Origin of the sequence: Streptomyces kurssanovii (assembly GCF_040677245.1) — a bacterium.
Lineage (GTDB): Bacteria > Actinomycetota > Actinomycetes > Streptomycetales > Streptomycetaceae > Streptomyces > Streptomyces kurssanovii.
The window spans coordinates 1-24535 of record NZ_JBFAQK010000045.1 but is presented as its reverse complement, the minus strand read 5'-3'; the positions used below and the strand labels follow the sequence as shown (position 1 = coordinate 24535).

Annotated in this window: 16 protein-coding genes; 11 read left to right on the top strand and 5 right to left on the bottom strand. The window is 72.6% G+C overall.

The window, feature by feature from the left end:
* Positions 1–86: 86 nt before the first annotated feature.
* From AB0K36_RS25670 to AB0K36_RS25660, 3 genes are all read right to left on the bottom strand, one after another.
* Entirely contained in the window at positions 87–2114 is a 2028-nt protein-coding gene (locus tag AB0K36_RS25670) for a M4 family metallopeptidase (protein ID WP_364598667.1), read from the bottom strand.
* A 438-nt stretch (positions 2115–2552) separates the two neighbouring features.
* Positions 2553–4622: an ATP-binding cassette domain-containing protein gene (locus AB0K36_RS25665; RefSeq protein WP_364598664.1), complete on the bottom strand. Its 2070-nt coding sequence runs from the start codon at positions 4620–4622 to the stop codon at positions 2553–2555.
* Complete coding sequence (locus AB0K36_RS25660) at positions 4619–6634, bottom strand: ABC transporter ATP-binding protein (RefSeq protein WP_364598661.1); 2016 nt, start codon at positions 6632–6634, stop codon at positions 4619–4621. The genes AB0K36_RS25665 and AB0K36_RS25660 overlap by 4 nt, the downstream gene beginning before the upstream one ends.
* 187 nt (positions 6635–6821) lie before the next feature.
* Between AB0K36_RS25660 and AB0K36_RS25655 the strand changes: the two genes are divergently transcribed.
* Genes AB0K36_RS25655 through AB0K36_RS25640 form a run of 4 tightly spaced genes read left to right on the top strand, consistent with a single transcriptional unit; the run spans position 6822 to position 10474 of the window.
* Positions 6822–7724 carry an ABC transporter ATP-binding protein gene (locus AB0K36_RS25655; RefSeq protein ID WP_364598658.1) on the top strand — a complete coding sequence of 301 codons (903 nt, stop codon included), beginning with the start codon at positions 6822–6824 and terminating at the stop codon, positions 7722–7724.
* Complete coding sequence (locus tag AB0K36_RS25650) at positions 7724–8518, top strand: ABC transporter permease (RefSeq protein ID WP_364598656.1); 795 nt, start codon at positions 7724–7726, stop codon at positions 8516–8518. The genes AB0K36_RS25655 and AB0K36_RS25650 overlap by 1 nt, the downstream gene beginning before the upstream one ends.
* A 32-nt stretch (positions 8519–8550) precedes the next feature.
* Complete coding sequence (locus tag AB0K36_RS25645) at positions 8551–9825, top strand: sensor histidine kinase (RefSeq protein WP_364598653.1); 1275 nt, start codon at positions 8551–8553, stop codon at positions 9823–9825.
* Entirely contained in the window at positions 9818–10474 is a 657-nt protein-coding gene (locus AB0K36_RS25640; RefSeq protein ID WP_364598650.1) for a response regulator, read from the top strand. Before AB0K36_RS25645 ends, AB0K36_RS25640 begins: the two co-directional genes overlap by 8 nt.
* Before the next feature lie 33 nt (positions 10475–10507).
* On the opposite strand, the gene glgX is transcribed toward AB0K36_RS25640, so the two are convergent.
* The gene (glgX, locus tag AB0K36_RS25635; RefSeq protein WP_364598647.1) at positions 10508–12814 is read right to left on the bottom strand and encodes a glycogen debranching protein GlgX; all 2307 of its coding nucleotides are present in this window, start codon (positions 12812–12814) and stop codon (positions 10508–10510) included.
* A gap of 198 nt (positions 12815–13012) precedes the next feature.
* Between glgX and AB0K36_RS25630 the strand changes: the two genes are divergently transcribed.
* The 7 genes from AB0K36_RS25630 (at position 13013) to AB0K36_RS25600 (ending at position 23369) form a co-directional block, all read left to right on the top strand.
* Complete coding sequence (locus AB0K36_RS25630) at positions 13013–14239, top strand: L,D-transpeptidase (RefSeq protein ID WP_364598644.1); 1227 nt, start codon at positions 13013–13015, stop codon at positions 14237–14239.
* Between the two features lie 189 nt (positions 14240–14428).
* The gene (locus tag AB0K36_RS25625) at positions 14429–15676 is read left to right on the top strand and encodes a L,D-transpeptidase (protein ID WP_364598642.1); all 1248 of its coding nucleotides are present in this window, start codon (positions 14429–14431) and stop codon (positions 15674–15676) included.
* Positions 15677–15751: 75 nt separating this feature from the next.
* Positions 15752–16519: an enoyl-CoA hydratase/isomerase family protein gene (locus AB0K36_RS25620; protein WP_364598639.1), complete on the top strand. Its 768-nt coding sequence runs from the start codon at positions 15752–15754 to the stop codon at positions 16517–16519.
* Between the two features lie 139 nt (positions 16520–16658).
* Positions 16659–19280, top strand: coding sequence for a class III lanthionine synthetase LanKC (gene lanKC / locus AB0K36_RS25615; RefSeq protein ID WP_364598636.1), 2622 nt, complete (start codon positions 16659–16661; stop codon positions 19278–19280).
* A 28-nt stretch (positions 19281–19308) separates the two neighbouring features.
* Entirely contained in the window at positions 19309–19437 is a 129-nt protein-coding gene (gene ramS, locus AB0K36_RS25610) for a mycelium formation morphogenetic lantipeptide SapB (protein WP_364598633.1), read from the top strand.
* 150 nt (positions 19438–19587) lie between these two features.
* A complete protein-coding gene (locus AB0K36_RS25605) occupies positions 19588–21594 on the top strand; it encodes an ABC transporter ATP-binding protein (RefSeq protein WP_364598630.1) in 2007 nt (668 codons plus the stop codon).
* A complete protein-coding gene (locus AB0K36_RS25600; protein WP_364598627.1) occupies positions 21591–23369 on the top strand; it encodes an ATP-binding cassette domain-containing protein in 1779 nt (592 codons plus the stop codon). The genes AB0K36_RS25605 and AB0K36_RS25600 overlap by 4 nt, the downstream gene beginning before the upstream one ends.
* Before the next feature lie 69 nt (positions 23370–23438).
* Here AB0K36_RS25600 and AB0K36_RS25595 read toward each other — a convergent pair whose 3' ends face one another.
* Positions 23439–24026: a response regulator transcription factor gene (locus AB0K36_RS25595; RefSeq protein WP_364598624.1), complete on the bottom strand. Its 588-nt coding sequence runs from the start codon at positions 24024–24026 to the stop codon at positions 23439–23441.
* Between the last annotated feature and the right edge of the window lie 509 nt (positions 24027–24535).

Here is a 24535-nt window from a genome sequence, read left to right as displayed (position 1 = left end):
GCCGGCCCTTGTACGTGGAAGGGCGCTGTCCGGGAGCCGGTGCGGCGTCCCGGGCAGCGCCCCGGATCAGGGATGTGCGGTCAGCCTCAGAAGGTGAGCTTGAAGCTGTTGATGTAGCCGGTGTCGTAGCGGGCCACGTCCTGCACCCGCAGCTTCCAGGTGCCGTTGGCGACCTCGCTCGAGGCGTTGACCGTGTAGGTCGCCTTGACGTTGTCCGCCGAGTCCGAACCGCTCGAGTTCTTCAGGCGGTACGCGGTGCCGTCCGGGGCGAGCAGGTCGATGACCAGGTCACCGCGCCACGTGTGAACGATGTCGACGCCGACCTGAAGGGTGGACGGGGCGTTGCCGGTGCGGCCGGTGACGTTGACCGATGAGGTCACCGCGGCGCCCGCGTCCGGGATGCTGACGTCCGCCGTGTTCTCGAAGACCGTGCCCGGGTCCGGGTCGGGGTCGCCGCCGCCGGGGCGGGAACCGACGTTGATGCCGGCCCAGGCGTCGGTGACCGCCTTGACCTCGGCGCTGGCCGCACCGTACAGCTCCGTCGCGACCGCGAGGGTGCCGGTCCTGGCGCCCGCGTAGTCGGTGCGGGAGCTGAACTTGGTGGTGAGCGCCTTGTACCAGATCAGCGCGGCCTTCTCACGGCCGATGCCGGTCACCGGCAGGCCGTCGGAGGTCGGCGAGTCGTAGTTGACGCCGTTGACCGTCTTGGCGCCGCTGCCCTCGGAGAGCAGGTAGAACCAGTGGTTCGCCGGGCCCGAGGAGTAGTGGACGTCGACGTTGCCGATGCCCGAGTACCAGTAGTCCTTGGAGGAGCCGTCCCTGCTCGGCTTGTCCATGTAGCGGAGCGGGGTGCCGTCGCTGCGGATGTCGATCTTCTCGCCGACGAGGTAGTCGCCCACGTCCTGGGAGTTGTTCGCGCTGAACTCCACCGCCGCCGCGAAGATGTCGCTGGTGGCCTCGTTGAGACCGCCCGACTCGCCGCTGTAGACCAGGCCGGCCGTGTTGGAGGTGACGCCGTGCGTCATCTCGTGCGCGGCCACGTCGATCGAAGTGAGCGGCTTGGCGTTGCCGGACCCGTCGCCGTACGTCATGCAGAAGCAGCTGTCCTGCCAGAACGCGTTGACGTAGTTGTTGCCGTAGTGCACACGGGAGTACGCGCCGACGCCGTCACCGCGGATGCCGCTGCGGCCGTGCACGTTCTTGAAGTAGTCCCAGGTGAGGGCAGCACCGAAGTGGGCGTCGGCGCCGGCGGTCTCCAGGTTCGACGGCGAGCCGTTGCCCCAGATGTCGTCGGGGCCGGAGAAGAGCGTGCCCGTGCCGGACGTGCCGCGGTTGAGGTTGTACGTCTTGTGGTTGCCGCGGGTGGTGTCGGTGAGCGTGTACGAGGGGGCCGTGCCGAGGGTGACCTGCCCGCTGTACTGGGTGTTGCCGGTTCCGTTGTGGACGGCCTGCCACTCGTAGAGCTTCTCGCCGGTGGCCGCGTCCGTCACGACGTGCAGCTCGTTCGGGGTGCCGTCGTGCTGGAGCCCGCCGACCACGGTCTCGTAGGCGAGAGTCGGACTGCCGGTGCCCATCCAGACGACCTTGCGCGGGGCCCGCTCGGCCTTCGTCGCCTTCGAGCCCTCGGCCTTGGCGGCGCCGAGCGCCTGCCTCTCCGCCGTGGCCGGTGCGACGTCCGCGCTGGTGTCGACGCCCTTCAGGGCGGCGCGGGACGCCTTGGTGACCGCCTCGGTCGCACCCGTGGCGGACTCGGCGACCACGAGGTCGCCGCCGAGGACGGGCAGCCCGTCGTAGGTGCGCTCGTAACGGGTGTGCGTGGTGCCGTCGCGGTCCTGGGTGACGTCCCGGACGACCAGCTTCTCCTTGGCGGTGAGGCCGAGTTCCTTCGCGGTGGCGGCCGTCGTGGCGGACGCCTGGCGTATCAGCTCCGCGCGCTGGGCGGGGGACAGACTCTTGGGCAGTGCGCCCGGGTCGGCCTTGCCCGCCTGCGCGGCGGTGGGTGCCTCGGGCTGGGCGGCGGCCGAGGTTCCGGTCTGGAAGCCGACCGCGAGCAGGGCGGCGGTGGCGATGAGAGCTCCGGTCGCGGTGGCGCGCCGGCGATGCGTGGGTCTCACGCGGACTCCTTCTGCGAGGGGGGTACCGGTCGGCTGGGTGGGTCGGCCGGGCAGAGCATGCGGAGCTGTGGTGCGTGGATCGGGGGAAGACTGGCAGCCGTGGACATGTTCTGTCAGGAGCGCGACAAGAAGTTGGCCGGAATTCGTCCGTTGCCCGATAGGTCATGTTCGGTCAGCGGACGTTTCGCGGGTCGTTGCCCGCCGGGGCCCGGGCATTCGCCCCGGCCCGACCCGGAAAGCCACCGGATGTTCACGGCGAAGTCTGCATCTGTGAAGGCGGCGTAGCGGCGCGGCTGCTCGCGCTCCGGTACGGGCCTTCGAGGCATGGCTCATTCCGTACCGGGCGGGCGGCACGGGCGGCGTCGGGCGGTCTGCCCTGCGGGCCCCGGGGCCGCCCGTGCGACGGACCGGGCCCGGCGGCCCGGCCCGCCGAGCGGCTCAGCCGACCACGCTGTCCCGCCAGGCCCTGTGCAGTTCCGCGAACCGGCCCTCGCCGCCGATCAGTCGGGCGGGCGCGCCGTCCTCGACGATCCGGCCGTGCTCCATCACCAGCACCCGGTCCGCGATCTCGACCGTCGACAGCCGGTGCGCGATGACCACCGCCGTACGGCCCTGGAGCACCGTGTCCATCGCCCGCTGCACCGCCCGCTCACCGGGGATGTCCAGCGAGCTCGTCGCCTCGTCGAGGATCAGCACCGCCGGGTCGGCGAGCAGCGCCCGCGCGAAGGACACCAACTGCCGCTGCCCCGCGGAGATCCGTCCGCCCCGCTTGCGCACGTCCGTGTCGTAGCCGTCGGGCAGGGACTCGATGAAGTCATGGGCGCCGATCGCCTTGGCGGCCTGCTCGATGTCCGCGCGGCTCGCTTCCGGGCGCCCGAGCGCGATGTTCTCCGCGACCGTCCCGGAGAACAGGAACGCCTCCTGGGTCACCATCACCACCCCCCGGCGAAGGTCCGGCACGGCCAGGTCCCGCAGATCGGTCCCGTCGAGCAGGACCCGGCCCTCGGTGGGGTCGTAGAAGCGGGCCAGCAGCTTGGCGAGGGTCGACTTGCCCGCGCCGGTCGAGCCGACGACCGCGACGGTCTGCCCGGCGGGGATCGTCAGGTCGAACCGGGGCAGCACCTCCCCGCCCGTGCGGTAGGCGAAGCCGACCTGCTCGAACACCACCTCGCGGCCCGGCGTGCCGGACCTGCGCACCGGCAGTTCACGGGGTGCGCGGGCCTCCGGGACCGTCGGCTCCTGCGCCAGCAGGCCCGCGATCTTCTCCAGTGAGGCAGCCGCCGACTGGTAGGAGTTGAGGAACATCCCGAGCCGGTCGATCGGGTCGTACAGCCGCCGCAGGTACAGCACGGCCGCGGCCAGTACACCCAGGGCGAGCGTGCCCTGAGCGACCCGGTAAGCGCCCCACAGGACCATCGCCGCGACAGCGGTGTTGGCGACGAGCCGGGAGCCGACGACGTAGCGCGCCATCTCCAGCAGGGCGTCGCCGTTGGTGCGTTCGTGGCGGTGGTTGAGCTGCTCGAAGTCGGCGTCGTTGGCCCGTTCGCGGCGGAAGGCACGCACCGGGCGGATGCCGTTCATCGTCTCCGCGAACTTCACGATGACCGCCGCGATCGCCGTGGAGCGGTTCATGAAGACGGACTTGGCCCGCCGCTGGTAGACCCGCACCAGCAGATAGAGCGGCACGAACGACAGGACCGCCATGCCGCCGATCCCGAGGTCGAGCCAGAGCAGCATCGCCGAGATGTACACGAAGGCGAGCACGACGCCGATGAGTTCCTGAAGCCCCTCGCTCAGCAGCTCGCGCAGTGACTCGACGTCGGTCGTGGAGCGGGAGATCAGCCGGCCCGAGGTGTACCGCTCGTGGAAGTCGACGCTCAGCGCCTGGGCGTGGCGGAAGATGCGCCCCCGCAGATCGAGGAGCACGTCCTGGTTGACCCGGGCGGAGGCCCGGATGAAGGCGTACTGGAGCGCTCCCGCGGCCACCGCGCACAGCGCGTACCCGGTGCCGACGGCGACCAGCGGACCGTAGTCCGCCGCACGGAAGGCCGGGACGCCGCGGTCGATGGCGTACGCCACCAGCAGCGGGCCCGCCTGGACGGCGGCCTGCTGGAGGAGCAGCAGCACCGCCGCGAGCGCGACACGCGCACGGCGGGGCGCGAGGAGGGAACGCAGCAGGGCGCCGGTCGCGCCGGCCGGCGCGGGCAGGGCGTCCCGGTCGAACGGGTCGCCCGCCGGTTCACCCTCCCCGGGCGGCGCCGTGCCGTCGAGGGGGCCGGCAGCGGCCGCAGGGCCGCTCGTCGCGGGCCCGGTCGCGGTGCGGGCCGCCCCGCGCGTGTCCGGGCCGGTCGCCGACGTGTCCGCCGGGCCGCCCGCAAGCTGGTCCGCCGACGTGTCCGCCGGGCTGCCCCCGGGCTTGTCCGCCGCCCTCTCCGCCGGTTCACCCGCAGTTGCCGCGCCCTCTGCCGGCCCTGCCGTCGCCGGCCCCTTTGTCGACCCTGCCGTCACCGTGCCGTCCCTTCGGTCCCCGCGATCGCGTCCGCGTCCGTCCGGCCCTTCGGCGTCTTCGCGCGGTCGCGGTCACCGGCCACCGGCCCGCACGTGCCGGTCCCGGACCGGCCTGCCATGTCGGCCGGACCGTCTGCCCTTTCCACGCCGGTCCCGGACCCGTCCGCCATATCCGCCGGGCCGTCGGGCCCCTCCGTGCCGGACATCAGCCATGCGTACTCGGCGTTCGTGCGCAGCAGTTCGTGGTGCGTGCCGACCGCGGTGATACGGCCGCCCGACAGCAGCGCGACCCGGTCGGCGAGCATCACCGTCGACGGCCGGTGCGCCACCACCAGCGCGGTGGTGTCCTCCAGGACCCGGCGCAGCGCCGCCTCCACCAGGGCCTCCGTGTGCACGTCGAGCGCGGAGAGAGGATCGTCGAGGACCAGGAAGCGCGGCCCGCCGACGACGGCGCGCGCCAGCGCGAGACGCTGGCGCTGACCGCCCGACAGACTGAGGCCCTGCTCACCTACCTGGGTGGCGGCGCCGTGCGGAAGCGCGTCGACGAAGCCGGCCTGCGCGATGTCCAGCGAGCGCCGCAGTGCCGCCTCGCCGGCGCCCTGAGCGCCCATCAGGACGTTCTCCGCGACACTCGCCGAGAACAGCGTCGGCTCCTCGAACGCCACCGACACCAGCTCGCGCAGCCGTTCACGCGGCATGGTGGTGATGTCCTGCCCGTCGAGGGTGATCCGCCCGGACGTCGGCTCGTACAGCCGTGGCACCAGCGCCGTGAGGGTGGTCTTGCCGCTGCCCGTGCCGCCGACCAGGGCCATGGTCTCGCCGGGCCGCACATGGAGGTCGATCCGGGCGAGGACCGGTGCGCTGCCGTCGGGCGCGTCCGGGTAACGGAACCCGACGCCCTCGAAACGCAGTCCACCGGTCTCCGCCGGAACGCCGGCCCCAGCGGCGCCGCCCGTCCCGCGCCGCTGCTCCGTACGGGTCGCGGTCTCCCGTACGTCGTGCGTCTCGCGTTCCTCCGCGGCGTCCAGCACCTCGAAGTAGCGGTCGGCCGCGGTGGCCGCCTCCTGGCTCATGGCCAGCAGGAATCCGATCGAGTCCACCGGCCAGCGCAGCGCCAGGGCCGTCGACAGGAAGGCGACCAGCGTGCCCGCCGACAGCGTGCCGTCCGCGACCTGGATCGTGCCGAGCACCAGCGCCGCGCCGATGGCCAGTTCGGGAATGATCGTGATCAGAGCCCAGACGCTGCCCAGCAGACGCGCCTTGCCCAGCTCCGTGCCGCGCAGCCGTTCCGAGAGCCCCCGGAACGCCTCCGCCTGGCTGCGGTGCCGCCCGAAGCCCTTGATGACGCGGATGCCGAGGACGCTCTCCTCGACGACCGTCGTCAGGTCGCCCACCTGGTCCTGCGCCTTCCGCGCGACCAGCGAGTAGCGCGCCTCGAAGAGCGAACAGACGACCACCAGCGGCAGTACGGGGACGAGGAGGACGAGCCCCAGCGTCCACTCCTGCCCCAGCAGGATCACGAAACCGACGAGGATCGTGGTGGCGTTGACGAGCAGGAAGGTCAGCGGGAACGCCAGGAACATCCGGAGCAGCATCAGGTCCGTGGTGCCGCGCGAGAGCAACTGACCGGAGGCCCAGCGGTCGTGGAAGGCCACCGGGAGCCGTTGCAGATGGCGGAAGAGGTCCGCCCGCATGGCCGCCTCCACGCCCGCGAGCGGCCGCGCCACCAGCCATCGCCGGAAGCCGAACAGCACGGCCTCCGCGACTCCCAGCAACAGCAGGACCAGGGCCCCGAACCAGACCCCGCCCGGATCACCGGCCGCGACCGGCCCGTCGACGATCCACTTCAGCACCAGCGGGATGACCAGGCTGAGGCAGGAGGCCACTATGGCGACGAGAGCCGCGCTGAACAGGCGTGCGCGGACCGGGCGCACATAGGGCCACAGCCGCACGAGCGAACGCACGGCGGAGCGGTCCGTGGTGTCGGAGGCATCCGAATGTGTAGTGGGCATCAGGTGCGAGCCTACGGTTGACCACTGACACCGCTCATGTGGTTTTCCGCCGGGCGGGGCACCTCCGGTCAGGTGACCGCGGGCCCGCCGGGCCGGAGTCGTACGCCCGTATCAACCGATCGGCCGATGCCGGCTCGAGCGTGATGGGCGATGTGCCGGCCACCGGCCGCGCGGGAGTGTCGTGCCCATGGAAATCGTCCAAGTGAACGGCCTGCACAAGGCCTACGGTGGCCGGCCCGTCGTCGACGGGGTGAGCTTCGGGGTCGAGGAGGGCGAGATCTTCGGGATCCTCGGCCCGAACGGCGCCGGGAAGACCACCACCGTCGAATGCGTGGAAGGCCTCAGGACCCCCGACTCGGGCACGGTCAGGGTCGCCGGCCTCGACCCCGTGGACGACCACGAGAAGGTCACCCGGCTGCTCGGCGCGCAGCTCCAGGAGAGCGAGCTCCAGCCCAAGCTCACGGTGCGCGAGGCACTGGAGCTGTACTCGTCCTTCTACGAGCGGCCGGCCGACTGGCGGCCGCTCGCCGAGCGGCTCGGCCTGGTGCCCAAGCTCGGCGACCGGTTCGCGAAGCTCTCCGGCGGCCAGAAGCAGCGACTGTTCATCGCGCTGGCCCTGATCGGCAACCCACGGGTCGTCGTCCTCGACGAGCTGACCACCGGACTCGACCCGCGTGCCCGCCGGGACACCTGGCAACTGATCGAGGAGGTAAGGGACTCCGGCGTCACCGTTCTGCTGGTCACCCACTTCATGGAGGAGGCGCAGCGCCTCTGCGACCGGATCGCGGTCATCGACAAGGGCAGGGTCGCCGCGCTCGACACCCCCGCCGGGCTGATCGGCCGGTCCGCAGTGTCGACCGTCATCTCCTTCACCCCCTCCGGCCCGCTCGACGAGCGGGAACTGGCCGCGCTTCCGCAGGCCGCCTCCGTCGCCACCACCGACGGCCGGATCACCGTCCACGGCACCGACGAGACCGTCACCGCCGTGATCTCCTTGCTGGCCAGGCTCGGCATCACCGCCCGTCAGCTCCGTGTCTCCGAGACCTCTCTGGACGACGCGTTCCTCGACCTCACGGAGGAAAGGCTCTGATGACCACCGCCGCCCCCGCCCCCGCCCCCGGCACGGCCCCGGTGCCCGCACGTGTCCCGGCCTGGGCCGCCGTGCTGCGGACCGAGGCCCGCCTCTTCTCACGGGAACCCGGATCGCTGTTCTGGATCCTCCTCTTCCCGACGCTGCTCATGACGATCCTCGGCCTGATCCCCTCCTTCCGGGAGGCGTCCGACGACATCGGCGGCCGCCGCGTCATCGACCTCTACGTCCCGGTCGCCGTGCTGCTCGCCGTGATCATGGCCGGGCTGCAGGCGATGCCGCCCGTCCTCGCCGGCTACCGCGAACGCGGCATCCTGCGCCGGATGTCGACCACCCCGGTCCGGCCCTCCGTGCTGCTGTCGGCCCAGCTCGCCCTGCACGGCGTGGCGGCGCTCGCGTCCGCCGTGCTGGCGCTGGCCGTCGGACGCGTCGCCTTCGGCGTCGCCCTGCCGGGGCAGCCCGCCGGCTACGTGCTGGCCATGCTGCTGACGACCGCGAGCGCGCTGGCGCTGGGCGCGACGGTCTGTGCCGTCTCCCGCAATCAGAAGGTCGCCACCGCCGTCGGATCGGTGATCTTCTTCCCGTCGATGTTCACCTCGGGCGTGTGGCTGCCCGTCCAGACCATGCCCGGCACACTCCAGCGCATCGTGGAGTTCACACCGCTGGGCGCGGCGTCACAGGCGCTGGACCGGGCGGCGGCGGGCAGTTGGCCCGCATGGACGGACCTCGGCGTCACGGGGCTGTGGGCGGTGCTGCTCACCGCCGCGGCCGTCCGCTGGTTCCGCTGGGAGTGATCACCGTGGCCGTGGTGGGGGACACTTGGCGCATGAGGCTGTCCGACGCGGTGCAGAGGCCGGGAACGGCCGTACCGATAGAGGAGCGCTGGGCGCAGTTCTACCGCTACGGCCCCTACGCCTTCCTGGGTCTCGCGACCGTGATCGCCGTCGCCGTCGCCGGTGACTTCATGGACGGTACGGAGATGCGCGTCGCGGGCGTACTGGCCCTCGCGGCCCTCGCGCTCCAGGTGTGGTGGGGCGTGCGCCGGCCGGACCAGGAGGAGCACGCCAGGGCCGGGCAGATCTATTACGCCCTGCGGACCGTCATCGCCTTCGCCCTCACCTGGCTGAATCCGCTCTTCTCCGTCTACGCCGTCCTCGGTTACTTCGACGCGGGCCATCTGCTGCCCGGCCGCAGGGCGTACGCGGGACTGCTGGCCACCGCCGTGACCATGGCGGGCTCCCAGGCCGGCGGCCTGCCGCCCGCGTCCACGCTCCAGTGGGTCCTCTTCGGCGGTCTGTACGTCCTCAACGCCTCCCTGTGCCTGATATTCGCCCGCTTCGGCGTCCAGGAGGCGGAGCGGGCCAAGGAACGCCTGGCCACCATCCAGGCGCTGGAGCTCGCCAACGCCCGCCTGGAGCAGGCCCTCGAGGAGAACGCGGGCCTGCACGCCCAACTCCTCGTGCAGGCACGCGAAGCGGGCATCGCGGACGAACGCGGCCGGCTCGCCGCCGAGATCCACGACACCATCGCGCAGGGCCTGGCCGGCATCATCACCCAGCTCCAGGTCGTCACGTCCACCGACGACCCGGACGTCGCCGGCGAACATCTGAGCCGGGCCTACGCCCTGGCCCGCCACAGCCTCGGTGAGGCCCGCCGCTCCGTGCAGAACCTCGGTCCGGCGGCCCTCGAGCACGCCACCCTTCCCGAGGCACTGGAGAAGACGGTCGCCGACTGGTCCCGGCGCACCGGCGTGCAGGCCCGCTTCACCGTCACCGGCACCGAGGAGCACCTGCACGACGAGGTCGCCGCCACCCTGCTGCGGATCGCGGAGGAGGCCCTCGCCAACACCGCCCGGCACGCGGACGCCGCACGGGCCGGCGTCACCCTGTCCTACATGGGCGACGAGGTCACTCTCGACGTCCGCGACGACGGCCGGGGCTTCGACCCCCTCGCCGTCGCGCCGCGTTCCGGCTCCGGCGGCTTCGGGCTGGACGGCATGCGGGCGCGCGCCGAGCGGATCGCGGGCACCGTGGCCCTCGAATCGGAGCCGGGCCAGGGCACGGCGGTGTCCGCTCGCGTACCGTTGGTGCGCCATGGCTGAACACCCTGTCAACGAGCGCGCCGTCACGCTGATCGTCGTCGACGACCATCCCGTCGTACGGGACGGCCTGCGCGGCATGTTCGAGGCCGGGGCGGGCTTCCAGGTCCTCGGCGAGGCGGCGGACGGCCCCGCGGGCGTCGAACTCGCCACCCGTCTCGACCCCGACGTGGTCCTGATGGATCTGCGCATGCCCGGCGGCGGGGGAGTGGCCGCCATCGCCGAACTGGCCCGCCGGGGCGCCCGGTCGAGGGTCCTCGTCCTCACCACGTACGACACGGACTCCGACACCCTGCCCGCCATCGAGGCGGGCGCGACCGGCTACCTCCTCAAGGACGCGCCCCGCGAGGAGCTGTTCACGGCGGTACGGGCCGCCGCCGAGGGGCGTACGGTCCTCTCGCCCGCGGTCGCCTCACGCCTCGTCTCGCATGTCCGCACCCCGGCGGCGCCCGGCAACGAAGGTCTGTCGGCGCGTGAGCGGGAGGTGCTGGAGCTCGTCGCCAAGGGCACCTCCAACCGGGCGATCGCCCGCGAACTGTTCATCAGCGAGGCCACGGTGAAGACCCACCTCACCCATATCTTCGGCAAGCTCGGCGCCAAGGACCGGGCCGCGGCGGTGGCTCTGGCGTACGACCGCGGCATCCTCGGCTGAACCGCCGGGCCGCGCCACCGGCCCGGCGGCGTGTCAGGTCCGCACTCTCAGCAGCAGCACCGACCTCCCCGGCACCCGCACCACGCGACCGCCCTCGTGCACGGTGCCCGGGGCCGTGCTCTGGTCCTCCAGCGAGGTGTCCACGACCAGTTCGTACGCCGCCGCCCACGGCGGCCCCGGCAGCCGGAAGTCCACCGGCTCCGCCGCCGCGTGCAGCACCGTCAGGAAGCTGTCGTCCGTCACCTCGCAGCCCCGCGCGTCACGGCCGGGGATGTCCCGGCCGGAGAGGTAGAGGGCGACTGTGGCGGACGGCGCGTACCAGTCCTCCTCGGCCATCTCGGTGCCGTGCGGCGTGAACCAGGCAAGGTCCCGCAGCCCGTCGGCGGCCTGCGGCCGGCCGGAGAAGAAGGCGCGTCTGCGCAGCACCGGATGGCTGTGCCGCAGCGCCAGCAGCCGCCGGGTGAGCTGCAGCAGACCGGCGGGCCCGGGCTGCTCGAGCAGCGACCAGTCCACCCAACTGACTTCGTTGTCCTGGCAGTAGGCGTTGTTGCTGCCGCCCTGTGTGCGGGCCATCTCGTCGCCGGCGACCAGCATGGGCACGCCCGTCGACACCAGCAGGGTGGTCAGCAGGTTGCGCAGCTGCCGGCGGCGCAGGGCCAGGACGGCCGGATCGTCGGTCTCGCCCTCGGCGCCGCAGTTCCAGGAGCGGTTGTCGTCGGTGCCGTCCCGGTTGCCCTCGCCGTTGGCCTCGTTGTGCTTGCGTTCGTAGCTGACCAGGTCGCGCAGGGTGAAACCGTCGTGGGCGGTGATGAAGTTGATGGACGCGTACGGCCGCCGGCCGCCCCAGGCGTACAGATCGCTGGAGCCGGACAGCCGGTAGCCGAGATCACGCACGTCGTGCAGCGCACCGCGCCAGAAGTCGCGCACGGAGTCCCGGTAGCGGTCGTTCCACTCCGTCCACAGCGGCGGGAACGCCCCCACCTGGTAGCCGCCGTTGCCCACGTCCCACGGCTCGGCGATCAGCTTCACCCGGCGCAGCACCGGGTCCTGCGCGATGACGGCGAGAAACGGGGAGAGCATGTCGACGTCGTGCATCGAGCGGGCCAGCGCCGCCGCCAGGTCGAAGCGGAAGCCGTCGACGCCCATCTCGGTCACCCAGTAGCGCAGCGAATCGGTGATCAGCCGCAGCACATGGGGCTGCACCACATGCAGGGTGTTGCCGCACCCCGTGTAGTCCGCGTATCTGCGGGCGTCCGCCTGGAGACGGTAGTAGCCGCGGTTGTCGATCCCGCGCAGGGACAGCATCGGCCCCAGCTCGCCGGCCTCCGCCGTGTGGTTGTAGACCACGTCGAGGATGACCTCGATCCCCGCGGCGTGCAGGGCGCGCACCATCCGCTTGAACTCGCCGACCTGCTGACCGGCGGTGCCGGTGGCCGCGTAGGCCGCGTGCGGGGCGAAGTACCCGATCGAGTTGTAGCCCCAGTAGTTGCGCAGTCCGCGGCGCAGCAGATGGTCCTCGTGCGCGAACTGGTGCACCGGCAGCAGTTCCACCGCCGTCACACCGAGCCGCACCAGATGCTCGATCGCCGCCGGGTGGGCGAGCCCCGCGTACGTGCCCCGCAGTTCCTCCGGGATCCCCGGGTGCAGCCGGGTGAATCCGCGGACGTGCAGTTCGTAGATGACCGAGTCGGCCCAGGGCGTCTTGGGCCTGCGGTCGTCCATCCATTCGTCGCCGCCGGCGTCGTCGTGGACGACCACGCCCTTGGGGACGAACGGGGCCGAGTCCCGGTCGTCGCGGACGGTGTCGGCGACGTGCTGCTCCGGCCAGTCGCGCACATGCCCGTAGACCTCCGGGGGCAGGGCGCCGTAGTCGTTGCCCGGGCCCGCGTCGACGGCCCTCGCGTACGGGTCGAGCAGTAGCTTCGCGGGATTCCACCGGGCTCCCGTCCAGGGGTCCCAGCGGCCGTGCACGCGGTATCCGTACCGGGTGCCGGGCCCCACGCCGGGCACGAATCCGTGCCAGATCTCGTGGGTCAGTTCGGTGAGCGGCAGCCGGGTCTCCGCGCCCCGCTCGTCGAAGAGGCAGAGCTCCACACCCTCCGCCCCGCCGGCCCACAGCGCGAAGTTGGTCCCCGCCACCCCGTCCGACCCCACCCGGAACCGCGCGCCCAGAGGGGTCGGCGCCCCCGGCCACACGGGTGGTCTGCGGGAGCCCGCGTCCGTCTCCCGGGCATCCGTCCTCGAACGGCGTGCGGCCGGGCCGGCCACCGCCGAACGGGTGCCGGGCGGTTCGCCCGGCACCTTCTCCCGCACCGTCTCCTGCTCGGCTGCGCTCGACACCTGCCGGCCTCCCGCGGCTCGTCGGGCCCCCGCTCGAGGTGCTCCCGGGCGGCAGGTCCCGCAAGGAGCACTGCCCGCGGCGTCCCGGCCGCGGCACCCCACGCGTGGTCCTGTCACCATTTCTGCCCGCGCCGCCCCGGTCCCAACATCGCCCGCCGTTCACGTTGCCCCCGCCGGGTGGTCGTCGTTGACCGGTACGTGAGACATGTACTGAAGCGGGCAGGGCACAGGGCCGCGGTCGCCCTGGCAGGGGCAGGACTGATCGCGGGCCTCGTCGGCTGCTCCGGCGGGATGCCGGGCATCGGCGACAAACCAGGGGGGACCAAGGACACCATCCGGGTGACTCCCGAGGACGGCGCGAAAGAGGTGCGCCCCCACGACACCGTGGAGGTGCGGCTGCCCAGCGGGCGGCTGGAGCGGGTCGAGGTCACCCGGATCGAGGACGCCACGAAGACCGTGGTCAAGGGGCGGATCTCCGGCGACGGGCTGCGCTGGGCGCCCGAGAAGGGCACCCGGCTGAAGCTCGCCGCCAAGTACAGCGTGGACGTGGTGGCGCTGGACGGCCACGGCCGGCGCTCCGCCCGCCACACGACGTTCACGACCCTGGTCCCGGACAGCCGGTTCATCGGCTACTTCAAACCGGAGAATCGTTCGACCGTGGGCACCGGGATGATCGTGTCCTTCGCCTTCAACCGGAAGATCGAGAACCGGGCCGCCGTGGAGCGCGCGATCCGGGTGAGCTCGCAGCCGCCGGTGGAGGTCGTCGGGCACTGGTTCGGCAAGGAGCGGCTCGACTTCCGGCCCCGGACGTACTGGAGTCCGGGCACCGAGGTCACCGTCGACATGCGGCTGCGGGACGTCGAGGCGGCGCCCGGCGTGTACGGCATCCAGAACCGGACCGTCTCCTTCACGATCGGCCGGTCCCAGGTGTCCCTGGTCGACGCGGCGGCGCACACCATGAAGGTGGTGCGTGACGGAGAGGTCCTCGCGACCGTTCCGATCACCGCCGGCGCGCCCAAGTCCACGACGTACAACGGCAAGATGGTGGTCACCGAGATGTACGACGTCACCCGGATGAACGGCGCGACCGTCGGCTTCACGAAGAAGGACGGCAAGAGCGAGTACGACATCAAGGACGTGCCGCACGCCATCCGGCTGACCACCTCCGGAACCTTCCTGCACGGCAACTACTGGACCCCCGCCGACGTCTTCGGCTCGGACAACGTCTCGCACGGCTGCGTGGGGCTCAGGGACGACAAGGGCGGCAGCGGCGATTCCCCGGCGGGCTGGTTCTTCGACCGCACCCTGATCGGGGACGTGGTGGAGGTCGTGGGGTCCAAGGACAGGACGGTCGCACCGGACAACGGCCTCGGCGGCTGGAACCTCGACTGGCAGCGCTGGAAGGCGGGTTCGGCGCTGCGCTGACCGGGCAGAACCCTCTCGCCTCCCCCTAGGCGGCCCCACCACGGTCCGATGGACGACTTGGGACCGAACGGTGACATTCGGGGGCACATTTGACGACCTGCGGTGTGATTATCTATCGCCGTGCGTGCGTGAGGCGCGCGGGGGTGGGGGCCGTGGCGGTGCCAGGCCGTGCGAGGGGAGTACACGACTGTGAACGGGCAGCCGATATCGGGGGCATCGGCCGGAACCGGACGCGGGCGCGGGGGCGCCGTGCTGTCCGCTCTGGTCATGGGGGCGATGCTGGTTCTGACCGCCTGCGGAGGCGGGAGCTCCGCCAAGGGCGGTGACAAGGACCCGGGCAGCAAGGACGGCAGCGGCAAGGTCGGGAACGCGGCGTCCCAGGCGGTGGTCACCATCTCGCCGAAGGACGGCGCGGACGCGGTCGCGACGATGGGCGCCCTGAAGGTGACCGCGGCGAAGGGCAAGCTGACGACGGTCACCGTGCAGGACGACAAGGGCACGAAGATCGAAGGCAGGATCGCCGCGGACGGCGCCAGTTGGCAGCCGCTGCAGCACCTCGCGGGCGCCACCAAGTACAAGGTTCACGCCGTCGCCGAGGACACGGACGGCCGTGAGTCCGCCAAGGACACCACCTTCACCACGCTGGTTCCCAAGAACACCTTCATCGGCCACTACACGCCGGAGGACGGTTCCACCGTCGGCGTCGGCATGCCGGTCTCCATCAACTTCACCCGCGGCATCACCGACCCGGCGGCGGTCGAGAAGGCCATCACGGTGACCGCCGAGCCGTCCGTGCCGATCGAGGGCCACTGGTTCGGCAACGACCGCCTCGACTTCCGTCCCGAGGAGTACTGGGCCGCGGGCACGAAGGTCACCGTGAAGCTCAACCTGGACGGCGTCGAAGGCCGCCCCGGCGTGTACGGCAAGCAGGCCAAGACCTTCTCGTTCACCATCGGCCGCAGCCAGGTCTCCACCGTCGACGCGAGCGCCAAGACCATGAAGGTCGTGCGCGACGGCAAGGAGATCAAGAACATCCCGATCACCGCCGGAGCGCCGTCGACCACGACCTACAACGGGCAGATGGTCATCAGCGAGAAGTACAAGGTGACCCGGATGAACGGCGCCACCGTGGGCTTCGGCGGCGAGTACGACATCAAGGACGTGCCGCACGCGATGCGGCTGTCCACCTCGGGCACCTTCGTCCACGGCAACTACTGGGCCTCGGCCGGGACGTTCGGCTCGGCGAACGTCAGCCACGGGTGCATCGGACTGCGGGACGTGCGCGGCGCGTACGACAAGAACACCCCGTCGGCCTGGTTCTTCAACAACTCGATCATCGGCGACGTGGTGATCGTGAAGAACTCCAAGGACAAGCAGATCGCTCCGGACAACGGCCTCAACGGCTGGAACATGTCCTGGTCCGAGTGGACCAAGTAGGACGCCACGCGGGGCCCGGTGCTGTGAGCAACAGCACCGGGCCCCGACGCGTTAACGCGCACTAACCTCTGCTGCATGACCGTTTCACTGGAAGTCTCCGAAGGCGTCGGCACCATCAGGCTCGACCGCCCCCCGATGAACGCCCTCGACATCGCCGTCCAGGACCGGCTGCGCGAACTCGCGGAGGAGGCCGGCCGCCGCGACGACGTGCGGGCCGTGATCCTCTACGGCGGCGAGAAGGTGTTCGCGGCAGGCGCGGACATCAAGGAGATGCAGGCCATGGACCACGCGGCGATGGTCGTGCGCTCCCGGGCCCTGCAGGAGTCCTTCACCGCCGTGGCCCGTATCCCGAAGCCCGTCGTCGCGGCCGTCACCGGCTACGCCCTCGGCGGCGGCTGTGAGCTCGCGCTCTGCGCCGACTACCGGATCGCCGCCGACAACGCCAAGCTCGGCCAGCCGGAGATCCTGCTGGGCCTCATCCCGGGAGCGGGCGGCACCCAGCGGCTGTCCCGGCTGATCGGCCCCTCCCGCGCCAAGGACCTGATCTTCACGGGCCGCATGGTCAAGGCGGAGGAGGCGCTCTCCCTCGGCCTGGTGGACCGGATCGTTCCCGCCGCCGAGGTGTACGAGCAGGCGCGCGCCTGGGCCGGGGCGCTGGCCAAGGGGCCCGCGCTGGCGCTGCGCGCGGCGAAGGAGTCGGTGGACGCCGGGCTCGAGACGGACATCGAGACCGGGCTCGCCGTGGAACGTAACTGGTTCGCGGGCCTGTTCGCCACGGAGGACCGGGAACGCGGCATGCGCAGCTTCGTCGAGGAAGGCCCGGGCAAGGCCAAGTTCCTCTGACCGCCCCGGCCGGGCCGGCCCGCCGCGTCCGGCCCCGGTTACCTGTGCGTACCGCACGCTCGGAAGGTGACAGCGGTGACTGTCGGGCGCCTGACGGCGCGTGACACCGTCACTCCTGTCACCGACCGAGGGAGTGCGCGTGAACAAGGGGTACGCGGTCTACTGCGACGCCGACCGGCACTTCTACGACGCGCCGCACCGCCTGGAGTTCGCAGAGGAGACCGCACACGGTTCCCTGTACGAGGCGGCGCGGCTGCCGGTCCCCGAGGGCTGGCTCAGCCACCGCACGGGCGACTGGCTCGCCCTGCGGCCCGTGGACCAGGCACTGCCGCCCCAGGGCTGGAAGATCCATGTCTCAGCCTCCCTCGCCAACGCGGAGTCGGTGCTCGCCGAGGTCCGGACGTACTGCCTGACGCACGAGGTCGCCTTCAAGTTCGTCCCGAGCCGCTACCTGCTGCACCAGCGCAACGCCAAGTACGCCGACCGGGCGGCGAGCGGCAAGTTCATCACGGTCTACCCGGCGGACGAGGACCGGTGCGGACGGATCGCGGGCGACCTCGCCGCGCTGCTCGACGGCGAGCCCGGCCCGTACATCCTCAGCGATCTGCGCTGGGGCGCGGGGCCGGTGCACCTGCGCTACGGGAGCTTCACCCGCCGCCACTGCTACGACGAGCACGGCGAACTGCGCCCCGCGATCGAGAACGGTGCCGGCACGCTGGTGCCCGACCCGCGCGAACCGGTGTTCCGGATACCCGAGTGGATCACCCCGCCCGGTTATCTGCGGCCCCATCTCGAGGCCCGCGGCGCGGTGGCCGTCACGGACCTGCCGTACCCCGTCGACAAAGCGCTGCACTTCTCCAACGGCGGCGGTGTCTACGAGGCACACCACAAGACCACCGGCAGGCGGGTCGTGCTCAAGGAGGCCCGCCCGTACGCCGGCCTCGCCGCCGACGGCGCCGACGCGGTGACCCGCCTGGAACGGGAACACCGGGCGCTTCGGCAGCTGTCGGGGCTCGCCTGCACGCCGGAGGTCGTGGACAGCTTCGTGCTGGGCGAGCACCACTTCCTCGCGCTCGAGCATGTGGCCGGCCGGCCCCTCAACTCCTTCTTCGCCCGCAGGCACCCACTGATCGACGCGGACCCGTCGCCCGAACGGCTTGCGGAGTACACGCGGTGGGCGATGCGGATGCACGGCCTGGTCGAGCAGGCGGTGGCCGACGTCCACGCGCGCGGAGTGGTCTTCAACGATCTGCACCTGTTCAACATCATGGTCGCCGAGGACGAGGAGTCCGTCGTCCTGCTCGACTTCGAAGCGGCACGCCCCGTGGAGGAGCGCGGCAGGCAGATCGTCGCCCACCCGGCGTTCGTCGCACCCGCCGACCGGCGCGGCACCGACGTCGACCGCTATGCGCTGGCCTGCCTGCGGATCGCCCTGTTCCTGCCGCTCACCAGCCTGCTCGCCGTCGACCGGGACAAGGCCGCACACCTGGCCGACCTCGCGGCACGGCACTTCCCGGTGCCCCGCGACTTCCTCGACGAGGCCGTACGGGAGATCGGACGCGACCCGGCCGGCGGGCCGCTCCACGCACCGGCGGAAGGGCCTGCCCGGTTCCTCCCCGTGGAACCGGACGACTGGCCGCGCAGCCGCGACTCGATGGCCGAGGCGATCCTCGCGTCGGCGACCCCGGAGCGCGAGGACCGGTACTTTCCCGGCGACATCGCGCAGTTCGCGACCGCGGGCGGCGGAGCGGGCTTCGGCCACGGTGCCGCCGGAGTGCTCTACGCACTCCACGAGAGCGGCTCCCCGGCCTGCCCCGCCGCCGAGGAGTGGCTGCTGCGCCGTGCCAAGGCACCCGACTCCGGCACTCCGCTCGGGTTCTACGACGGCCTCGCCGGCATCGCCTGGACCCTGCACCGGCTGGGACACACGGACCCCGCCCTGGAACTCGCCCACCGGATTCTCGAACAGGACTGGTCGGCGCTCTCACCCGACCTGCACAGCGGCACGGCCGGGATCGGCCTCGCCTTCGACGCACTCGCCGCCGCCACCGGGGAGACGGCCCTGCACGACGCCGCCCTTCACTGCGCGGAGCTGACGGCCCGCCCCGTCCCCGCCGGGGCCGGGACCGGGCGGAGCCCACGGCGCACCGGGCTGCTGCACGGTTCCGCGGGCCGGGCGCTGCTCTTCGTGCGGCTGCACGAACGCACCGGGAACACGGCGCTGCTCGACCTCGCGGCCGAGGCGCTGAACGACGACCTGTCCCGGTGCGTACGCGGTGCCGCGGGCACCCTCCAGGTGGACGAGGGCTGGCGCACGATGCCCTACCTGGGAGCGGGCAGCGTCGGCATCGGCATGGTGCTCGACGACTACGCGGCCCACCGCCGCGACGACACCTTCGACCAGGCACGCCGCGAGATCGTCCGGGCCGCGCAGGCCACGTTCTACGCACAGCCGGGCCTCTTCCGCGGCGCCGCCGGCATGGTCCTGCACCTCGCGCGTACCACCACGGGCGGCCCCGGCACAGCAGCGGAGGACGTACGCCGTCAGATCCGCTCGCTGGCCTGGCACGCCATGTCCTACGAAGGCCGACTGGCCTTCCCCGGTGAGCAGATGATGCGGCTGTCGATGGACCTGTCCACCGGCACGGCCGGCTGCCTGCTGGCGCTCGCGTCGGCGCTCGGCGACCGCCCCGCGCAGCTGCCGTTCCTGCCGCCGCTGCGGCACCCCCAAGAACCGGCCCCGTCACGGGGTCGTCCGTAGCACCGTCCCCGACAGAGAGGAAAAGATCATGACCCTGCTCGACCTGCAGTCGATGGAGACCCCGAAGGAAGAGGCCATCGGCGACGTCGAGACCGGCAGCCGCGCCAGCCTGCTGCTCTGCGGTGACAGCAGCCTCAGCGTGACCACCTGTCACTGATCCGGCGCGGCTCCGCGCGCGGCGGGAGTCGCGGCGGAGTCCCGGCGCCCCCGGAGCACATCTCCGGGGGCGCCGCGGCGTCCGGACCGTCGGGACCGGGCGGCGGACGGCTCTGCCCGGCCGAGCGCCGGAGACGGGTGACGGAGAGGGGTGACGAGGCTGTATCGGGCCGAACGACCGCGGGGCCGGCGACAGCGGGACGAGGAACGGCGTGACCAGGGCCGGCCGGCCGCGAAGCCCCGGGACGAGGGCCGGCGGGAGAAGGGCCGTACGGCGCCGGTGGGCGGAGGAGACGCACTCCTGCGCGGCACGGTGCGGCACACCTGGTTCATCGCCGCCGTCCTCGGCTTCTGCTCGACGGCCGCCGCCGGGTGCGCGCTCGCGGTACCCGCCGTCATCGGGCACGCGCTGGACCTGATGCTGGACCGACGCCCGGGGGCGGGGCCATGGCTCGCGCTCAGCGCCGTGCTGCTGGCGGGTGAGGTCCTCCTGGAGGCAGCACGCGTCCTGCTGAGCCAACTGGCCAACGCCAGCGCCACCGCCTGGGTACGCGTCCGGGCGTTGACGGGGCTGCTCGGCGGTCCGCTCGAGAGGGCGGCCTCGTACTCTCCCGGCGACGTCGCCGCTCGGCTGTGTGTGAACGCGGCGGACAGCGGCGCCGCGCCCGCGGCGCTCGCCACCATCGTCTCCTCACTGCTCGCCCCCGTGGGCGCCCTCGTCGCCCTCGCGCTCATCGATCCGTGGACCGCTGCCGTGTTCCTGGCCGGTGTTCCGCTGCTGCTTCTGCTGCTGCGGGCCTTCGCCCGTCACTCGTCCGACAGCGTCGGCCGCTACCAGCGGGTGCAGGCCGACATCGCAGCCCGGCTGGCGGAGGCACTGGAGGGCGCCCGAACGGTCGCCGCGGCAGGAACCGTCGGACGCGAGGCGCGGCGCGTCCTTGCCCCGCTCGACGAACTGGCCCTGCACGGACGGCGTATGTGGACCGTCCACGGCCGTGCCGTGGCGCACAGCGGCGTGCTGCTGCCGCTGCTCGTCACAGCCGTCCTCGCCGTGGGCGGGGTCCGCGTCTCCCAAGGGGCCCTGAGCGTGGGGGAACTGCTGGCGGCCTCTCGTTACGCGGCGCTCGCCGCCGGTGTCGGCGGGGTCGCGTCCCCGCTCGGCGCGCTCGTACGGGCCCGTAGCGCGGCCCGTCGCACGGCCGAACTCGCGGACCTGGAGCCGATGTCCCACGGCCGCGAGGTCCTGCCGGCCGACGGAACGGGTGCCCTGGAGCTCAGAGGGGTCGGTGTGACGCGCGGTGGCGTGCAGGTGCTCACGGACGTGACGCTGGAGGTGCCCGGAGGCGCGACGGCCGCCGTGGTGGGCCGGTCCGGCTCCGGCAAGTCCAGCCTCGCCGCCGTCGCCGGCCGGCTCGAGGATCCGGACGTGGGACAGGTGCTTCTCGACGGCATCCCGCTGTCCGAGGTGGCGCGGAGCGACCTTCGCGCCTGCGTCGCCTACGCCTTCGCACGACCGGAGTTCCCCGGCGGCACGGTGGCCGAGGCCGTGGCGGCCGGAGCCGTCCCCACGAGCGGTGAGCAGGTCCGGCACGCCGCGGACCTCGCGCACGCCGACGGCTTCGTACGCCTGCTGCCCCAGGGGTACGAGACACCGCTGGACCAGGTGCCGTTGTCCGGGGGCGAGCGGCAACGCCTCGGTCTGGCGAGGGCCTTCGTACGAAGAGGGCGTCTGACGATCCTGGACGACGCGACCTCGAGCCTCGACACGGCCACGGAACGGCAGGTGGAACTCGCGCTGTCGCGTTCCTCGCTCTCCGGCACGCGGCTGGTCGTCGCGCACAGGGTGTCCACCGCCGCCCGTGCCGACCTGGTGATCTGGCTGGAGGCGGGCCGCGTCCGACGCGTCGCGCCGCACGGCGAGCTGTGGCGGGACCCGGACTACCGCGCGGTGTTCGCCCCCGAGCCGGAGCCGCGACTGCCGGCCGGCCCGTACCCGGCGACAGCGGCGGACCCGCTGTCCGCGCCGGATGCTCCGGCCGCGCCCGACCGCGCGCCCGCGCGGGACCCGTCACGTTCCGCGGGCGCGGCCCCGCCGTCACGGACCGGGTGGTCACGCGCCGCCTTGGCCGCACGCCGCGGCCGGGGGGCCGGGCGATGAGCCGGACCGCCGCCCGGCCCGGTCACGGCCACGCCGTCACGGACCGGGTCGCAGCCCGCCGCCTGGCGGGACCGGCCCGGCGCTTCCTCCTGGGCAGGAAGCGGACCCTGCTCGGCCTCGCGGCCCTTTCCGCCGCCGAGTCCGTGCAGACGTTCCTCGGTGGTTACGGAGTCGCCAGAGCGCTCGACGACGGTTTCCTGCGGGCGGACACCGCGACGGGTCTTCTCTGGCTGGCACTGGCGGCCGGGGTGATTCTGCTCGGCGCCCCCGTCACCCGCGGGGTGTTCGCCCTGCTCGCCGACCTGACGGAGCCCTTGCGCGACGCTCTCGTCCGCCGCGCGGTGATGCACGCGCTGCGCAAGGCCACCGCCCCCGGCGGCTCGGTCGACGGCACGGCCGTCTCCCGGCTCACCAGCCAGACGGAGATCGCCCGGGACAGCTTCGCGGGGCTTGTGCTCACCGCGCGCTCCTTCCTCTTCGTCGCCACCGGGGCCGCGGTCGGCCTGCTGTCGCTGGCACCGCAGTTCCTGCTGATCGTCCTGCCGCCGCTGCTGCTGGGAGTCACGCTGTTCGCGATGTCGCTGCTGCCGATGGCCCGCGCCCAGCACCGGTACCTCGACGCCGACGAGGTGATCGCCCGGCACGCGCAGGGCGTACGGACGGCCCTGCGCGACATCATCGCCTGCGGCACGCAGGACGCGGCCGCCGCACAGGGGCGGCTCGACGTCGGCGAGGCCGCCGCCGCGGCACGGTCGATGGCCCGCTGGGCGGCCGTACGCACGCTGGCCGTGGCCGTGGCCGGTCAGTTGCCGGTCCTCCTCCTCCTGGTCTGCACACCGTGGCTGCTGCGGCAGGGTGTCTCGGCGGGGGCGCTGGCGGGTGCCCTCACCTATCTGCTCCAGGCCTTGCTTCCCGCCCTGCATTCGCTGATGACGGTGCTGGGCGCCGCGGGCGCCCGGCTGCTCGTGGTCCTGGGCCGGCTCACCGAGCCGTACCCGGACACGGCCGTCGTCCCTCCCGCGGGCTCCGGACCCGGACCCGGTCCCCGGACCGGCCGGGCGGCGGTGGAACTGCGGGGCGTCCGGGTCTCCTTCGGGTCGCGGGCGCGTCCCGTCCTGGACGGACTGGACCTGTCCGTCGCCGAGGGCGAGCACCTCGCGGTGGTCGGGCCGAGCGGCATCGGCAAGTCGACCCTTCTCCAGGTGGTGGCCGGCACGCTGGCGCCGTCCGAGGGGGCGGTGCGGCTGGCCGGGCACCCGCTCGCGCCGGCGCCGCCCACGGACCTGACGGGCCTGCGCACCCTCCTCCCGCAGGACGCGTACGTCTTCACCGGCACGCTCCGGGACAACCTGCGCTACCTGAGCCCCCAGGCTCCGCGAGCCGCCGTGGAGGAGACCGTGCGGGCGCTGGAGCTGGAGCCGCTCGTGGCCAGGGTCGGCGGTCTGGACGCGACGCTGACACCACGGACCCTCTCCCAGGGCGAACGGCAGCTGATCGCCCTCGGTCGTGCCCATCTCTCCCCGGCGCCCGTGCTGCTGCTCGACGAGGCGACGTCCCATCTCGATCCCTCGACGGAGGCGGTGGCGGAGCGGGCTCTCGCCGCCCGTCCGGGGACCCTGGTGGTGGTGGCCCACCGGCTGTCGTCGGCGCTCCGGGCCGACCGTGTCCTCGCCCTCGACGGCACGCACGCCCGGTGCGGAACGCACGAGGAACTGCTCGCGCGTTCCGCCCTGTACCGGGACCTGGTGGGGCACTGGCACGGCACGGGCCGCTGAAGCGGCCGGTACACCGTTCAGCGGCCGCGGTCCGTGTACGCGCCGGAGCGGCCGCTCCGCCGACCCGGATCAGGTCCAGCCGGCTCCCTGCGCGATGCGGATCGCGTCCACCCGGTTGCGGGCCCCCACCTTGCGGATGACGCTCGCCATGTAGTTCCGGACCGTCCCCTGGGACAGGTGCAGCGACGCGGCGACCTCCGCTATCGGCTGCCCCTTGGCGGCCAGCGCCAGCACGCTCAACTCCCGCTGTGTGAGGGGCATTTCCGCTGCCGCCAGGAAACCGGCGGCGAGTGCCTCGTCCACGAACCGGTCGCCCTTCGCCGCGCGGCGCACCGCTGTGAGTAATCGGCTCTTGGAGCCGCCCTTGTCGACGAACCCGAGGGCACCGGCCTGATGGGCCCTTCTCAGCACCCCTGGTCGCTGCGCCGGGACGAGTGCCACGAGGGCGACCTTTCCGGCCGCCGTCCGGTCGGCGGCCCTGGCCGGCTCGAGGCACTCGGCGTCGATGACGTACACGTCCGGCACCGGCGCGCCAGGGGCCGGTCTCTGTGGCCAGTGCGCAACGGAGGAGACATCGAACTCGCCTCCGCAGCGCAGCAGTTCCTCGAGCGCCGCCCGCAGCAGCCCGGCCTCGTACACCACGGTCACGCGTATCATTTCCCACCCTTGGTATGCCCGTCGCACCTGTTCGGCGTGACGCTCCTGACCCGCCCCTCCTCTGAGTGCCCCCGCGATGGTCCGGGGAACGGGGCATTCGGAAGCACAGGGGCGCACGAGGTGGCGGATTGGCCGGATGCGTACCCGGACGGTTGAGCCGGTGCAGGCCATCGAGGGGCCGGCCGCAGGGCACCGCGCGACAAATGGCCTGATACAGCGCGCCGGTGAGCTGTGCGCGGAGGGCCGGCACGCCGGCATCGGCCGGATGCCGTGGGCAGCGGCGTCACTCGTAGGGGTGGCCGTCACCCATGTTCAGGCGGGCGGGCCGCGCCGTGCCGCGTCGGGGCCGGACGCCGTTCGAGCCGGTCGGACGGTCCTGCCCCGAGGGGCTCCGTTCCGCGGTAACGGCCACGCGGACGGGCGGCAGGGGCCATGATGGAGACATGGCGGGCCTCGAAGGTGTGGGACAACCGCGGCAGCGCGTCGGCGCGACCGCCGCACGGTGGGTA

Coding starts and splice junctions, on each gene's coding strand:
- AB0K36_RS25660 (WP_364598661.1), bottom strand. CDS start 6,634: ATGCCCACTACACATTCGGATGCCTCCGACACCACGGACCGCTCCGCC.
- AB0K36_RS25655 (WP_364598658.1), top strand. CDS start 6,822: ATGGAAATCGTCCAAGTGAACGGCCTGCACAAGGCCTACGGTGGCCGG.
- AB0K36_RS25650 (WP_364598656.1), top strand. CDS start 7,724: ATGACCACCGCCGCCCCCGCCCCCGCCCCCGGCACGGCCCCGGTGCCC.
- AB0K36_RS25645 (WP_364598653.1), top strand. CDS start 8,551: ATGAGGCTGTCCGACGCGGTGCAGAGGCCGGGAACGGCCGTACCGATA.
- AB0K36_RS25640 (WP_364598650.1), top strand. CDS start 9,818: ATGGCTGAACACCCTGTCAACGAGCGCGCCGTCACGCTGATCGTCGTC.
- AB0K36_RS25620 (WP_364598639.1), top strand. CDS start 15,752: ATGACCGTTTCACTGGAAGTCTCCGAAGGCGTCGGCACCATCAGGCTC.
- ramS (WP_364598633.1), top strand. CDS start 19,309: ATGACCCTGCTCGACCTGCAGTCGATGGAGACCCCGAAGGAAGAGGCC.
- AB0K36_RS25600 (WP_364598627.1), top strand. CDS start 21,591: ATGAGCCGGACCGCCGCCCGGCCCGGTCACGGCCACGCCGTCACGGAC.
- AB0K36_RS25595 (WP_364598624.1), bottom strand. CDS start 24,026: ATGATACGCGTGACCGTGGTGTACGAGGCCGGGCTGCTGCGGGCGGCG.